The 13,245-nt window shown below is 65.5% G+C and carries 10 protein-coding genes, 1 tRNA gene and 1 riboswitch; of the genes, 5 read left to right on the forward strand and 6 right to left on the reverse strand.

Annotated elements, in window-relative coordinates:
* The first annotated feature begins 1 nt into the window (after position 1).
* Both AAFP30_RS25010 and AAFP30_RS25015 read left to right on the forward strand, forming a co-directional pair.
* A tRNA-Ser gene (locus tag AAFP30_RS25010) sits at positions 2–89 on the forward strand.
* A 167-nt stretch (positions 90–256) separates the two neighbouring features.
* A riboswitch (guanidine-III (ykkC-III) riboswitch) is annotated at positions 257–325 on the forward strand.
* Between the two features lie 12 nt (positions 326–337).
* Complete coding sequence (locus AAFP30_RS25015; protein WP_419232746.1) at positions 338–652, forward strand: DMT family transporter; 315 nt, start codon at positions 338–340, stop codon at positions 650–652.
* On the opposite strand, the gene AAFP30_RS25020 is transcribed toward AAFP30_RS25015, so the two are convergent.
* The 3 genes from AAFP30_RS25020 to AAFP30_RS25030 are packed head-to-tail and all read right to left on the reverse strand — an operon-like array spanning position 649 to position 3,648.
* Positions 649–1,431, reverse strand: coding sequence for a hypothetical protein (locus tag AAFP30_RS25020; protein WP_419232747.1), 783 nt, complete (start codon positions 1,429–1,431; stop codon positions 649–651). The genes AAFP30_RS25015 and AAFP30_RS25020 overlap by 4 nt on opposite strands.
* A gap of 19 nt (positions 1,432–1,450) precedes the next feature.
* A complete protein-coding gene (locus tag AAFP30_RS25025; protein WP_419232748.1) occupies positions 1,451–2,203 on the reverse strand; it encodes an IclR family transcriptional regulator in 753 nt (250 codons plus the stop codon).
* Positions 2,200–3,648, reverse strand: a complete 1,449-nt coding sequence (locus tag AAFP30_RS25030) for an APC family permease (RefSeq protein WP_419232749.1) — start codon at positions 3,646–3,648, stop codon at positions 2,200–2,202. The genes AAFP30_RS25025 and AAFP30_RS25030 overlap by 4 nt, the downstream gene beginning before the upstream one ends.
* Positions 3,649–4,152: 504 nt before the next feature.
* Here AAFP30_RS25030 and AAFP30_RS25035 point away from each other — a divergent pair.
* Genes AAFP30_RS25035 through AAFP30_RS25045 form a run of 3 tightly spaced genes read left to right on the forward strand, consistent with a single transcriptional unit; the run spans position 4,153 to position 8,031 of the window.
* Entirely contained in the window at positions 4,153–5,598 is a 1,446-nt protein-coding gene (locus AAFP30_RS25035) for an APC family permease (protein ID WP_419232750.1), read from the forward strand.
* A 43-nt stretch (positions 5,599–5,641) separates the two neighbouring features.
* Positions 5,642–7,588, forward strand: coding sequence for a primary-amine oxidase (locus AAFP30_RS25040; protein WP_419232751.1), 1,947 nt, complete (start codon positions 5,642–5,644; stop codon positions 7,586–7,588).
* On the forward strand, positions 7,588–8,031 hold the full coding sequence (locus tag AAFP30_RS25045; RefSeq protein ID WP_419232752.1) for a hypothetical protein: 444 nt from the start codon (positions 7,588–7,590) through the stop codon (positions 8,029–8,031). Before AAFP30_RS25040 ends, AAFP30_RS25045 begins: the two co-directional genes overlap by 1 nt.
* Position 8,032: 1 nt before the next feature.
* Here the strand turns inward: AAFP30_RS25045 and nuoN are convergent, their stop codons facing one another.
* From nuoN to nuoL, 3 genes are read right to left on the reverse strand one after another with little or no spacing between them, the layout of a single operon-like run.
* Entirely contained in the window at positions 8,033–9,712 is a 1,680-nt protein-coding gene (gene nuoN / locus AAFP30_RS25050; protein WP_419232753.1) for an NADH-quinone oxidoreductase subunit NuoN, read from the reverse strand.
* Positions 9,709–11,316, reverse strand: a complete 1,608-nt coding sequence (locus AAFP30_RS25055) for an NADH-quinone oxidoreductase subunit M (protein WP_419232754.1) — start codon at positions 11,314–11,316, stop codon at positions 9,709–9,711. The genes nuoN and AAFP30_RS25055 overlap by 4 nt, the downstream gene beginning before the upstream one ends.
* On the reverse strand, positions 11,313–13,211 hold the full coding sequence (gene nuoL, locus AAFP30_RS25060; RefSeq protein WP_419232755.1) for an NADH-quinone oxidoreductase subunit L: 1,899 nt from the start codon (positions 13,209–13,211) through the stop codon (positions 11,313–11,315). Before nuoL ends, AAFP30_RS25055 begins: the two co-directional genes overlap by 4 nt.
* Positions 13,212–13,245 lie beyond the last annotated feature (34 nt).

A 13,245-nucleotide genomic window follows, 5' to 3' on the forward strand; every position in this document is an offset into this window, starting at 1 on the left:
CGGTGGCGTGTCCGAGCGGCCGAAGGTGCAGCACTCGAAATGCTGTGTACGGTAACCCCGTACCAGGGGTTCAAATCCCCTCGCCACCGCAGCGAACGGCCCCTCATCGACGCAGATGAGGGGCCGTTTCTTTGCGCCGACAGCAACCACATTTGTGCCGACAGCAACCCGACCGCGTATCGGTCCGGTTGCTGTCGGCAGAAAAGTGGTTGCTGTCGGGGCAAAAGTGGTTGCTGTCGGCGTTGGTATCGTGAAAGCAGGTGCGCAACGGCGCGCGCCCCGGACCAGGAGCACCGTACCCGGCCACTCGACAAGACGGTGCGCAGGAGTGCTCGTCATGGCCTGGATCGTTCTCGTCATCTCCGGAGTGCTGGAAGCCGTATGGGCAACCGCGCTCGGTAAATCCGAAGGTTTCTCCCGACTCGGTCCGTCGGTGGTCTTCGCTGTCGCGCTCGTGGCGTCGATGGCCGGACTGGCGTACGCGATGCGGACGCTGCCGACCGGCACCGCTTACGCCGTCTGGGTCGGGATCGGCGCGACGCTCACCGTCGTCTACGCGATGGCCACCGGCGCCGAATCCGCGACCTTGCTCAAGGCGTTGTTCATCGTGATGATCGTTGCCGGGGTCATCGGGCTGAAGCTCGTCAGTTAGCTGCCGGCGAGCATGTGCTGGACACCCGGCTTCAGTTGGCCGGCGATCTCGCTCCACGGCACTGTGACGGGCAGGTAGTCGCCGAGTGCGTGCGCGACGGGGACGTAGGTGTGGAAGCCCTCGGGTAGCGGCACCCAGTTCGCGAAGCTCTCGACCACCGGGGCTGTCGGCGCGGCCTGCGGGTCGATACGATCGACCGCCGCCGCCAATTCTTGTGCTGCCGCAGTCGGATTGGTGAACACATCGGAGAACAGTACCGGCGCAGCGGTGTTCGCGTTGATGGTGATCGTGGCCACCGAATTGTTCGGATGCGCGGCACCCTTGCCGTACCAGTTGTAGATCGCGACACCGGCGACGACGTTGGGAGTGATGGTGGTGACACGGCTGCGTTCGTCGTGAGCGAGCGTGCCGTCGGTGATGGTGGTGTCCGACGCAGGTTTCAGGAGGTCATCGAGCGTGGCGCGCATACCGGAGTTGAAGCGCTGCCGCACTGCCTCGGGCCCGCCGGAGACCTGCGGGAGGTGGACGTCGTAGGTGGTCGATCCCTGGCTGCCGGATACCGGCACCACGAGCGGTTGAATACCTTGCGCTGCAGCAGTAGTCGTGGGTGCTGAGGCAGCGGAGGTCGGACTCGCGGACGCGATGACGGTGGAGGTCAGCGTCGTCGCGGCGGGGGTCGAGACAGGTTGCGCGGAGCCGCTTTCGTCGCTGCAGCCGGCGATCGCCAGCGACAGTGCGGCACAGGCAGATGCTGCTGCCCAGGTGACACGGGTGGTCATGAGTAGACAGTATCGGTTGTCAGGCCAGCAGCGGGCTCAATCGCAGCGCGTACTCGTTCAGCGTCACCGCCTGCCGGCCGAGCGGTTCGTGCTGTTCGGCGCGGGCGGACAGGGCGAGGGCGGCGACGAGCGTGCCCGACGGGGAACGCACCCCGACCGCCAGGCATGCGCGATCCGGGTCCATCTCGCCGACCTGCAAGGCGTACCCGCCCCTTCGGACCGCCGACAGTTGATCCAGCAGTGCGGATCTGGTGGTAGGGGTGCGCGTCGTGATGGCGGTGTACGGCGCCGACACCACGTCGTCGACGTCCTCCTTCTCGGCGAGCAGCAGCTTGCCGACGGCACTCGCGTGCAGATAGAGATTCAGAGTGCGTTCGTCGGCGGTCGGTGGGAACTCGTCGTCGATATCGGCCGCGCGCACACCGGTGTTGGTGAAGTAGTACAGGTGCGCCCCGAACCGCGTGGACAAGCGCAACTCCGCCAACACATCACGGGCAGCCGTACATACGCGCGGGACGAGGGTCGCGTCCACCAACGCGCCGGTACGCGGACCGAGCGCGAAGCCGGACAGATCCGGCAAACGGACGACAAATCCTTCTGCCACCAACAGATTGAGCAACCGGTAAACCGTGGCCGACGGGATGCCCAGGTGATCGGCGAGATCCTTGGCGGTGATGCCGACGCCACCACGGGCAACCTCCTCGAGCACCCGCAACGCCGACTGCACGGCCTTGGGCTGCCGCCCCGACAGGCTTGATCCCTCCGGACTCATCGGCGCACCTGCCAGGGATCATAGTCATTGACCACTTGATCCGCGGTCGTCTCGTCGAAGACCCCGACCCGATCTGCCAGGCCCGGATGTCGTTGCGCACGAATGACATAGAGGAGATACCCGCACGCGATCAGGGCACCGAACGTCGCGGTGGCGATCCAGACCGGTGCATCGATGGTCAGGGCTGCCCACACGACGATCACGATAAGTGCTGTGGCCGTGCTGATTCCGATCACCGTCGGCAGCCGCCCGGGTTCGCCGATGCGGCGCAGGAACCGAGGTGTCGACGCGCACACGAGAACGTAGGCGCAGATGTAGCCATGCGCCGACACTGCGAGCAGGCCGATCAGCGTCAGCCGCGCGGAGTCGACGACGAACAGGTAGACGACCGGAATCAGTGTCACGACGGGCATCGCCACAAGCAGCGCACTGACCGGCGTCCGGAAACGTGGGTGTGTATACCCCATCCGGGAGGGCAGTACGCCTTCACGACCCATCGCGAACAAGGTGCGCGACAACGCGGTTCCCGAACCGATCACGCACGCGAACCACGATGCGGTGATACCGAGTTCCAGCAGAATCGACAACACGGTCGTCATGGTGCCATCCGACGACGGAAGGCTCAGCACGATCGGCGATGTCGAGGGCGACGTCACGCCCGATGTCCCGGACTGGGCGACGGCCGCGAACACGTACAGCACGCCGAGGGCGAGTGGGGTCCAACGCACCGCGCGTGAGACGGAGGTGAACGGGCGGCGCGCCTCGCGGGCGACGGTGGTGGCGCTCTCGAAGCCGACGAACGACGTTGTGGCGAGCAGCAATGCGAACCCGAGTGCGCCGGGCGGGCCGTGGGCGGACGCGTCGGAGACGGTGGTGGTGGGTACGTCGGGCCGCAGCGCCACCACTGTCAGCACCACCGCGGCGGCGGTCACCGCGAAGACCTCGATGGTCAGCGAGATCCGTGCCGAGAGTTGAATCCCGCGCACCATCAGTGCCAGCGCGACGCAACCGACGACAACGGCCAGCGCGGCAATGGTCGGCGGCCCGCCGGGTAGTCCGACGCGGTGCAGGAGACTGGTCAAATAGGCCGCCGCGCCCACGGTGCTGGCCATCGCGGCCGCGGCATAGCCGATCACCACCGACCATCCCGCGCCGATCCCGGCCACCGGGCCGAGTCCCTTGGCGGTGTAGCTGTAGAGCCCACTGACCGCGATCATCCTCGTGGCGTACTGACTGACGCAGTAACCGACCGCGAGAAACAGCACCGTGGTGATCACGAACACGGGGACGGTCGCCACACCCGCGGCCGGCATGACCAGCGCCGGCAGGGTGACCATGACGGCCGACGGCGCCACCGCTGCCACCGACTGACCCAGTACTTCGGCGAAGGACAGCTGTGCACGGCGGAGTCCGGCGACCGGGGAACGGCTCCGGATGGCGCCCATCTTGCTCACCTCGTCATCTGCCTGACTGTCTGCGTGCCCTGACGCAACGTAGCCCAGGTGTGCGCGCGGTCTCAGCATTTCATCGTCAATTCTCGGTTTCGTCAAATGAGAAACACACTGTCGATCCATTCTCATTTGACCCGAGAATCCACCGGTGAGCTGGTCTGACGACGTATTCTTCGACATTCACGAATAGGCGATTTGTGGTTCTCAAATGAGAATTCACGAAGTGGTGATACTCATTCGAAATACGTGGTGACATGGGTCATAGTCGGGCGTAGGGTCAGTGTCTGGAACCGGCAGTACCTCAGCAATGAGGCTCGAAATCATCAGTGCCATAGCAGTTTAGCGACGAGCAACAACCGTCTGGCGTCGTGCGAAGAAGACTGCTGCGCGCAATGACCACCGGTACTGCCCAGTCCATCGAGAGAACCGCAACCCGAAATGGAACCAGCGGCGGGGACACGTCTGAACACGAACTCCGTCGAGAGGGATGAGGAAGAAATGACCACGAAGACCTCAGCGGGCGGAATCGCCGAAAGCGCCGACGCCCGACACACATTGACTGGTCGGCTCGGTCCGACGGCCATCGTGTTCATGGTGGTCGCGGCCGCCGCACCGCTGACGGTGATCGCCGGCACCGTGCCGCTCGGCATCGCCGCCGGTAACGGAGCGGCCTACCCGGCGTCGTACGTGATCTGCACGGTGGTGCTGCTGCTCTTCGCGGTCGGATTCACCGCAATGACCAGGCACATCCCGGGCGGCGGCGCCTTCTACACGTATGTGGCGCACGGTCTCGGGCGGCACGCGGGTCTCGGCGCCGCGTTCCTTGCCCTGCTCTCCTACACCGCGGTGCAGGGCGCCGTATACGGATACATCGGGGCGGCGATCAACGACCTGGTCACCGCACACGGCGGTCCGGCAGTTCCCTGGTACGTGTACGCAGCGGTGATGCTGGTCCTGGTCGCGACACTGGGATACCGCCACATCGAACTGTCGGGCCGTGTCCTCGGTGTGCTGCTGGTGTGCGAGGTCGGCATCGTGATGGTCATCAACCTGTCCGTGCTGGCACACGGCGGAGAGGACGGGCTGTCGACAGCGGCACTGCAGCCGGCCAACTTCTTTCACGGCGCACCCGGAATCGCACTGATCTTCGCACTGGCCGGCTACATCGGCTTCGAGGCCACCGCGGTCTTCCGAGACGAGGCCCGCGACCCCGCCCGCACCATTCCCCGCGCAACCTACAGCGCGCTCATCCTGATCGGCGTGTTCTATGCGCTGAGCAGTTGGCTGATGGTCAGTGCGTGGGGCGACGCCGGAGCAGTCGTCAAGGCGACCGAGGACCCGGAGGGAATGATCACCGACACTGCCGTGCGCTATGTCGGTGCCGCAGCCGGGGATCTGGTGCAGATCCTGTTGATCACCAGCCTTTTTGCGGCACTGCTCTCGTTCCACAACGTGCTGGCGCGCTACATCCACTCACTGGGCAGCAGTGGCGCATTGCCGGCATCCTGTGGGCGGTCCCACGCCCGACACTCGTCGCCGCACATCGCATCCGTCGTCCAGACTGTCAGCGCCGCAGTGCTCGTCGTCGCTTCTGCGCTCGGTGGCCTCGACCCGGTCACGCAGGTCTTCGCATGGTTCGCCGGCATATCCTCCGTCGGTGTCGTCGCGCTGATGACACTCACCTCGGCGGCGGTCATCGTCTACTTCCGCCGGACGCGCAAGGACGTCCGGATCTGGCACACCGCGATCGCTCCCGGGCTCGGATTACTCGGTCTCGCCTCACTTCTCGTGCTCACCGCGATGAACCTACCGCTCCTCGTCGGGGGCTCCGACACCCTCGCGATCATCATCGCCGTGCTGCTGGTCGCCGCGTTCCTCGCCGGTGCCATGGTCGCGGTGCTCCGGCCACATGCCGCGCGCCACACGTCCACGTCCGATGTCTGAAACCCCTTATCCGTTAACAAGAATTCAACCAAAGGAGAACACGATGAGTACCGCAGCCATCACTCGCCCCGCAGACGCCGGTAGTTCCGCACCCGATCATCCACTGACTCCGCTCTCCGCCGACGAGATCATCGCGGTCCGCGAGATCGTCGACTCGGCCGGATTGCTGTCGGCCGACACCCGTTTCGTCTTCGTCACCCTCGACGAACCCGACAAGGCAACCGTGTCCGGCTTCACCGCGGGAGATCCGATTCATCGCCGCGCGCGAGTGCTGTTGCTGGATCGGGCCACCGGCGAGGGAAGTAGTCTCCTCGTGTCGGTCACCGATCGTGAAGTGTTGCACCGCACGGGAATTGACGCTGCCAGTGAGGGGCAAGTGCCGATCCTGGATCAGGAGTTCGAGGACATCGAGTCCTACCTGCTGGATTCGGCGCAGTGGGTGGCGGCGATGCGCAAACGTGGTCTCGAGCCCGCCAACGTGCGTGCGGTGCCGTTGTCCGCGGGCGTCTTCGGGCACGAGGACGAGGTCGGGCAGCGCATCGTCCGGGTGCTCGCCTTCTACCAATCCGACAAGGCCGACCTCCCCTGGGCGCACCCCATCGACGGCATCGTCGCCTATGTCGACCTCATCGGTCGTCGCGTCGTGAAGGTCGTCGACGAGATCGAACTCCCGGTCCCCACCGAACGCGGTGAATGGAATGCGGAACCCCATGGCACGCCCACCCGAACCGACCTCAAGCCCATCGAGATCACTCAGCCGGAAGGCCCCAGCTTCACCGTCGACGGCAACCAGATCAGCTGGGCAGACTGGACTTTCCGATTCGGCTTCGACATCCGCGAAGGCCTCACCCTGCACCAGTTGTCGATCCGCGACGGTGAGGACGTCCGCCCGGTCATCTATCGCGCCTCGATCGCCGAGATGGTCGTCCCGTACGCCGATCCATCACCGGTTCGATACTGGCAGAACTACTTCGACCAAGGCGAGTACCTCTTCGGGCGCTACACCAACTCGCTGGAACTCGGCTGCGACTGTCTCGGCGACATCACCTACTTCGATGTGACGATCGCCGATGAGCAAGGGAATCCGCGAGTACTGAAGAATGCCATCTGTTTACACGAAGAGGACTACGGCGTGCTGTGGAAGCACACCGACATGTTCAACGACATGGCCGAGACCCGACGCTCCCGCCGCCTCGTCATCTCCTTCTTCCTGACCATCGGCAACTACGATTACGGCTTCTACTGGTACCTCTACCTCGACGGCACCATCGAACTGGAGGCCAAGGCGACCGGCATCGTGTTCACCTCCGCGCACCGCGGTCCGGACGGATTCTCCACCGAGATGGCACCCGGTCTCGGCGCACCGTTCCACCAGCACCTCTTCTCTGCACGCCTCGACATGGCCGTCGACGGTGACCGCAACACCGTCACCGAGGTCGACGCCGTGCCGGTGCCGATGGGCCCGGACAACCCGTGGGGCAACGGTTTCCGGGCGCAGAAGACGCCACTGCGAACCGAGTCCGAGGCCGCACGCAGCGCCGACAATCTCAAGGCCCGGGTCTGGCATATCACCAACCCGGACAAGCAGAATCGGCTCGGCCAGGACGTCGGCTACGCCCTGCACCCGGAGGGACAACCGGCGCTGCTCGCCGATCCCGCCAGCTCCATCGCGTCGCGGGCCGCCTTCGCCACCAAACACCTCTGGGTCACCCAATACGATCCGGCACAACGGTATCCGGCGGGGGACTACGTCAACCAGAATCCCGGCGGCGCCGGTCTGCCGGCCTACGTGGCGGCCGACCGCAACATCGAGGGTGAGGATCTGGTGCTGTGGCACACCTTCGGGTTGACCCACTTCCCGCGCCCCGAGGACTGGCCCGTGATGCCAGTGGACTATGCGGGATTCAAGCTCAAGCCGGTCGGATTCTTCGACCGCAACCCTTCGCTCGGCGTCCCCGCCGGCCCGAGCGCGCACTGCTGCGAAGACTGATGATGATCGCCACGCGCACGCTCGCCGTCGTCGGACGGCGGGCGTGCGCCGCCCTCGCACTCACCTCGGGTGCCCTGCATGTGGCGGTGGCGCTGTCCGGCGCATGGATGCCGATGACGGCGGTAACCGTGGGCATGGCACTGATGTGCGGACTGTGCGCGTGGCACCTGTGGCGCGGCCCGGATCTGCGGGCGTGGTGCGCCGTCGCGATGATGAGTCTCGCCATGATCGCCACCCACCTATCGGTCGGCGGGTGCCACGTCCCGCAGACCGCGCAGGCGAGTGACGCGGGATCGCCGTCGGCCCTCATGACGGCGGCCATCGGGATCGCCGTGGTGGAAGCGTTGGTGGCGGTCGCGGTGATCTTCGGCCGAACGCGCAACGACGGACCACACGTCAACGGGCCCAGTTGGCGTTCGGTGGACGCGCTGGAGAACTACTGATTCAGCTCAGGAACTGTGCGGCATTCTCCGCGAGATCCAGGAGCGGCTGCGGGAAGATGCCCAGCGCAATGGTGACGACGGTGCAGATGGCGATCGACGATGTCGTCAGCACACTGGGTTTCACCAGATGCGGGGCGTCGACGGGGACGTCGGCGAAGAACATCGCGACGATGATCCGGATGTAGAAGTACGCGGCGATGGCGCTGCTGAGCACACCGACGATCACCAGAACTCCGCCACCGTTGCCCGCCACGGCGGCGAAGACATCGAACTTGGCGATGAACCCACTCGTCAGCGGGATACCGGCGAAGGCCAGCAGGAACATCGAGAACATCGCGCCGACAAGCGGATACCGCTTGCCCAGGCCGGCCCACTGTTTCAGGTCGGTGGCCTCACGGCCAGATAGGTGGGGGCCCGACTGCCGATCGGGCTCGCGCACGACGGCGACGGTGGCGAACGCGCCAAACGTCGAGAACGCATACGCCGCCAGATAGAACATGGTGGCGGCTAAGCCCGCGTCGTCGAAGGCGATGAGTCCCAACAGGATGAACCCGGCGTGGGTGATCGACGAGTAGGCGAGCATGCGCTTGACGTCGGTCTGGGTGACCGCCATGATCGCGCCGATCAACATGGTCGCGATCGCCACCGCCCACAACACGGGCTCCCAATCCGACTTCAGCGCACCGAATCCGACGTAGAAGACCCGCAGCAACGCGCCGAACGCCGCGATCTTGGTGGCCGCAGCCATGAACGCGGTCACCGGGGTCGGCGCACCCTGATAGACATCCGGTACCCACGAATGAAACGGCACCGCACCGACTTTGAACAGCAAACCCACCGACAGCAGGCCGAGCGCGATGAGCGGCAGGATCGTGTCGGCATTCGGCGCTGCGATGGCCTGCCCGATGGCCGACAGCTGTAGCGAACCGGTCGCGCCGTAGGCGAATGCTGCCCCGAACAAGAAGAACGCCGACGAGAACGCGCCGAGCAGGAAGTACTTGAGCGACGCCTCCTGCGAGATCAGCCGCCGACGCCGCGCCAGCCCGCACAGCAGGTACAGCGGTAGCGAGAAGACCTCCAGCGCAATGAACATCGTCAGTAGGTCACCGCAGGCGGGGAACAGCATCATGCCGCCGACGGCCAGCAGGGTCAGCGGGAACACCTCGGTGGTCAGACCGCCCGCGCGGGTCGCCTCGAACTCGGCGTCGGTGTTGGGCACCGCCGCGCCCGACGGAGTGAACATATCCGCCTCGACCGACCCCATCGTTGCCTGCGCGGCGGCGCCGGGCCCATCGCTGTACCGCTTCAACGTGGCTTGCGCCGGCGCCACCACCCGTTCGAGTCGTCGTTCCGCCATGAACGCCACCGAGAGAATGGCGATGAGCAGCAACAGTCCCTGCAGGAACAACGTCGGCCGGTCCATGACCACAGCACCCGACATCACCACCTGTCCGAGTCCGCCATCGCGGGTCTCGGACACGGCGACGACGATCAGCGCCACGAACGCCGCGGCGAGCCCGCCGAGCGCGAGGGTCAGTTGGATCGGATAGCGCGCCCCGCGCGGGGCGAAAGCCTCGACGAGAACGGCCACGACCGCGACACCGAACACGATCAGCATCGGCGACAACAGGCCGTAGGCGATGCTCGGCGGCGCGATCGCCGCGAGATAGTCCACGGTCACTTCGGACCTCCCTGCGTTGACACCGGCACCGTCGGCTGCGGATTCGGTTGATGCATCGTGCTCATGGTGTGCTCCACCGCGGGATCGATCATCGCGAGCAACGGCTTCGGATAGATGCCGAACACCAGCAGCAACGCCAACAGCGGTGCGACGACCACCAATTCACGACCGCGCAGATCGGGCATCCCGCGGCTCGCCGCACCCGGCCCCTCCACCGGACGAACCGGCCCGCCCATCATCCGCTGGTAGGTCCACAGGATGTAGATCGCGGACAGGACCAGCGCACTGGTGGCGAGGATCGCGGCCACCGGATACCGCGTGAATGTGCCGATCAGGACCAGGAACTCACTGATGAACGGCGCCAGCCCGGGCAGCGAGAGGGTGGCCAGCCCGGCGATCAGGAAGGTGCCGGCGAGCACCGGGGCCACCTTCTGCACACCGCCGTAGTCGGCGATCAACGCCGAACCGCGCCGCGACACCAGGAACCCGGCGATGAGGAACAAAGCAGCCGTGGACAATCCGTGATTGACCATGTACAACGTCGATCCGGTCTGGCCCTGCTGGGTCAGGGCGAAGATCCCGAGAATGATGAACCCGAAGTGCGAGATCGACGTGTACGAGATCAACCGCATGACGTCGGTCTGCCCGATGGCGAGGACCGCGCCGTAGACGATGCCGATCACCGCGAGTGCCGCGATCAGTGGCGCGAAATAGCGTGCGGCGTCGGGGAATATCTGCAGGCAGTAGCGCAGCATCGCGAACGTGCCGACCTTGTCGACCACCGCCATCATCAGCACCGCGCTCGCCGGGGTCGCCGACACCGCCGCGTCGGGCAGCCACGAATGGAACGGCCACAGCGGAGCTTTCACCGCGAAAGCGAACATGAACCCGAGGAACAGCATCTTCAGCAAACCGGAATCCGCGTCCAGTTGACCCGACGACGCGGCCTGCACCACCGTGCGCAAGTCGAATGTTCCGCCACCGAGATCCGACTGCGCGGTCACCACGTACAGCCCGACCACTGCGGCCAGCATGATCAGACCGCCGAACAAGTTGTACAGCAGGAACTTCACCGCCGCCGCGGACCGTCCCGCGCCGGACCCGAAACCACCGATGAGGAAGTACATCGGGATCAGCATGGCCTCGAAGAAGATGTAGAACAGCAGGATGTCGAGGGCAACGAAACTCATCAACACCATTGCCTCGACCGCCAACGTCAACGCGAGGTAGGTGTGCGGCCCCTTCTGCCGTCGGCCACCCGAATGATCCAGCGAGCCCGCATGATCCGCGTCGTGCCAGCCGGCCAGGATCAACAGCGGCAGCAGCACCGTCGTCAACAGCACCAGCACCAGACCGATACCGTCGAGGCCGAGGGTGTAGCGGGTGCCCAGTGCCGGAATCCAACTGTGGTCCTCGACGAACTGATACCGGGTGCCGGTCGCATCGAAGCCGACGGCCAACCCCACCGACACCGCGAAGGTCGCCACCGCCACCGCGAGACCCAACCACTTCGCCACGTCTGGCCGGGTATTCGGCACCGCCAGAACGGCGATCGCGCCGACGGTCGGCAGCAGCCACAGGACGGTCAGCCACGGAACACTCACAGCACCCTCACCACCATCACCATCGCGACAATCAGGGTGGCGCCGGCGAACATGGACAGCGCATACGACCGCACATACCCGCTCTGCCAGTGCCGTATTCGTTGCGACAGCGCCGCGATCGCCGCGCCGATCCCGGTGGTCAAGCCGTCGACCCCGTCGTTCTCCACCGCGACCAAACCGCGTGTCACCTCCTGGCCGGGACGCATCAGCACGTTCTCGTTGAACGCGTCGCCGTACAGATCACGGCGGGCGGCGACGGTCAGCGCAGATACGTCGTCGGGGGCGACCTCGGGTACCGGACGGGTCGCGTACTGGCGCCAGGCGATCAGGATGCCGATCGCCACCACCGCGAGAATCGTCACGGTCACCACCCAGGCCGGCACCGCGAGTTCGTGATGGGAGTGTCCGACAACCGGTTCCAGCCAATGCACCAGGCTGTCGCCCCACACCAGCAGTGCACCGGCGGCCACCGACCCGATCGCCAGGATGATCATCGGCCCGGTCATCACCCCGGGCGACTCGTGGGGATGGGTGTCGGGTTGCCAGCGTCGGTCACCGAAGAAGGTCAGCAGCATGACCCGCGTCATGTAGAACGCGGTGATTCCGGCGCCCAGCAGCGCCGCTCCGCCGAGGAACCACGCCCCGACACCACCGGAGGCGAAGGCGGCCTCGATGATCGGGTCCTTGGAGAAGAACCCGGAAAACGGTGGCACCCCGATGATCGCGATATAGCCGAGGCCGAAGGTGACGAAGGTGATCGGCATGGCCGCACGTAGACCGCCGTAGCGACGCATGTCGGTCTCGTCGTTCATCCCGTGCATCACCGACCCCGCGCCCAGGAACAGACCCGCCTTGAAGAAGCCGTGGGTCAACAGGTGCATGATCGCGAAGGCGTAACCGGCGGGCCCGAGTCCGGTGGCGAGCACCATGTAGCCGATCTGACTCATCGTCGACGCGGCGAGCGCCTTCTTGATGTCGTCCTTGGCGCAACCGATGATCGCGCCGAACAGCAGGGTGACCGCACCGACGACGGTGACACCGACACGCGCGGCGGGCGCCAGGTCGAAGATGGGGCCGGATCGGGTGATCAGGTAGACGCCGGCGGTGACCATGGTGGCCGCGTGGATCAGTGCCGACACCGGCGTCGGACCCTCCATGGCGTCGCCGAGCCAGGACTGCAGCGGCACCTGGGCCGACTTGCCGCACGCCGCCAGCAACAGCATGAATCCGAGTGCGGTGAGTATATTTTCGCCGGCCTGGCTCGCCGACCCGAACACCGCCTGGAAGGAGACGGCACCGAAGGTGGCGAACATGATCATCAACGCGATCGCCAGACCGATGTCGCCGACCCGGTTGACCACGAACGCCTTCTTTGCGGCGGTGGCGGCCGACGGCTTGTACTGCCAGAATCCGATCAGCAGGTATGACGCGAGACCCACTCCCTCCCAACCCATGTACAGGCCGAGATAGTTGTCGGCGAGCACCAGCAGGAGCATCGCCGCGACGAACAGGTTGAGGTAGGCGAAGAACCGCCGACGGTCCGGATCGTGCGCCATGTAGCCGATGGAATAGATGTGGATCAGGGAGCCGACCCCGGTGATCAACAGCACGAACACCATCGAGAGTTGGTCCAGGAGCAGGCCGAAGTCGATCTGCAATTGTCCGACGGGCACCCAGGAGAACAGGATTTGGTGCACCGCACGTTCTTCCGCGCCACGTCCGAGCATGCCGAAGAACATCACGAGGCCGAGCACGAAGGAGGCGAGCGCCATCCCGCACGCGAGCAGATGCCCCCACGCATCGGTGCGCCGTCCACCCAGCAACAGGATTGCCGCGCCGAGTAGCGGAAGAAACGGCAGCAACCAGAGAAGATCCGCGGACGTCTCGGTGCTCATCCGGCCCTCCTTATCTCGTGCGTCGGACTGTCAT

The sequence above is a fragment of the Gordonia sp. CPCC 205515 genome, assembly GCF_048537925.1.
Classification (GTDB): Bacteria; Actinomycetota; Actinomycetes; order Mycobacteriales; family Mycobacteriaceae; genus Gordonia.

Bases quoted from the DNA above. Each gene is read 5' to 3' on its own strand.
- AAFP30_RS25015 (WP_419232746.1), top strand. From the start codon at position 338: ATGGCCTGGATCGTTCTCGTCATCTCCGGAGTGCTGGAAGCCGTATGG.
- AAFP30_RS25020 (WP_419232747.1), bottom strand. From the start codon at position 1,431: ATGACCACCCGTGTCACCTGGGCAGCAGCATCTGCCTGTGCCGCACTG.
- AAFP30_RS25025 (WP_419232748.1), bottom strand. From the start codon at position 2,203: ATGAGTCCGGAGGGATCAAGCCTGTCGGGGCGGCAGCCCAAGGCCGTG.
- AAFP30_RS25030 (WP_419232749.1), bottom strand. From the start codon at position 3,648: ATGGGCGCCATCCGGAGCCGTTCCCCGGTCGCCGGACTCCGCCGTGCA.
- AAFP30_RS25035 (WP_419232750.1), top strand. From the start codon at position 4,153: ATGACCACGAAGACCTCAGCGGGCGGAATCGCCGAAAGCGCCGACGCC.
- AAFP30_RS25040 (WP_419232751.1), top strand. From the start codon at position 5,642: ATGAGTACCGCAGCCATCACTCGCCCCGCAGACGCCGGTAGTTCCGCA.
- AAFP30_RS25045 (WP_419232752.1), top strand. From the start codon at position 7,588: ATGATGATCGCCACGCGCACGCTCGCCGTCGTCGGACGGCGGGCGTGC.
- nuoL (WP_419232755.1), bottom strand. From the start codon at position 13,211: ATGAGCACCGAGACGTCCGCGGATCTTCTCTGGTTGCTGCCGTTTCTT.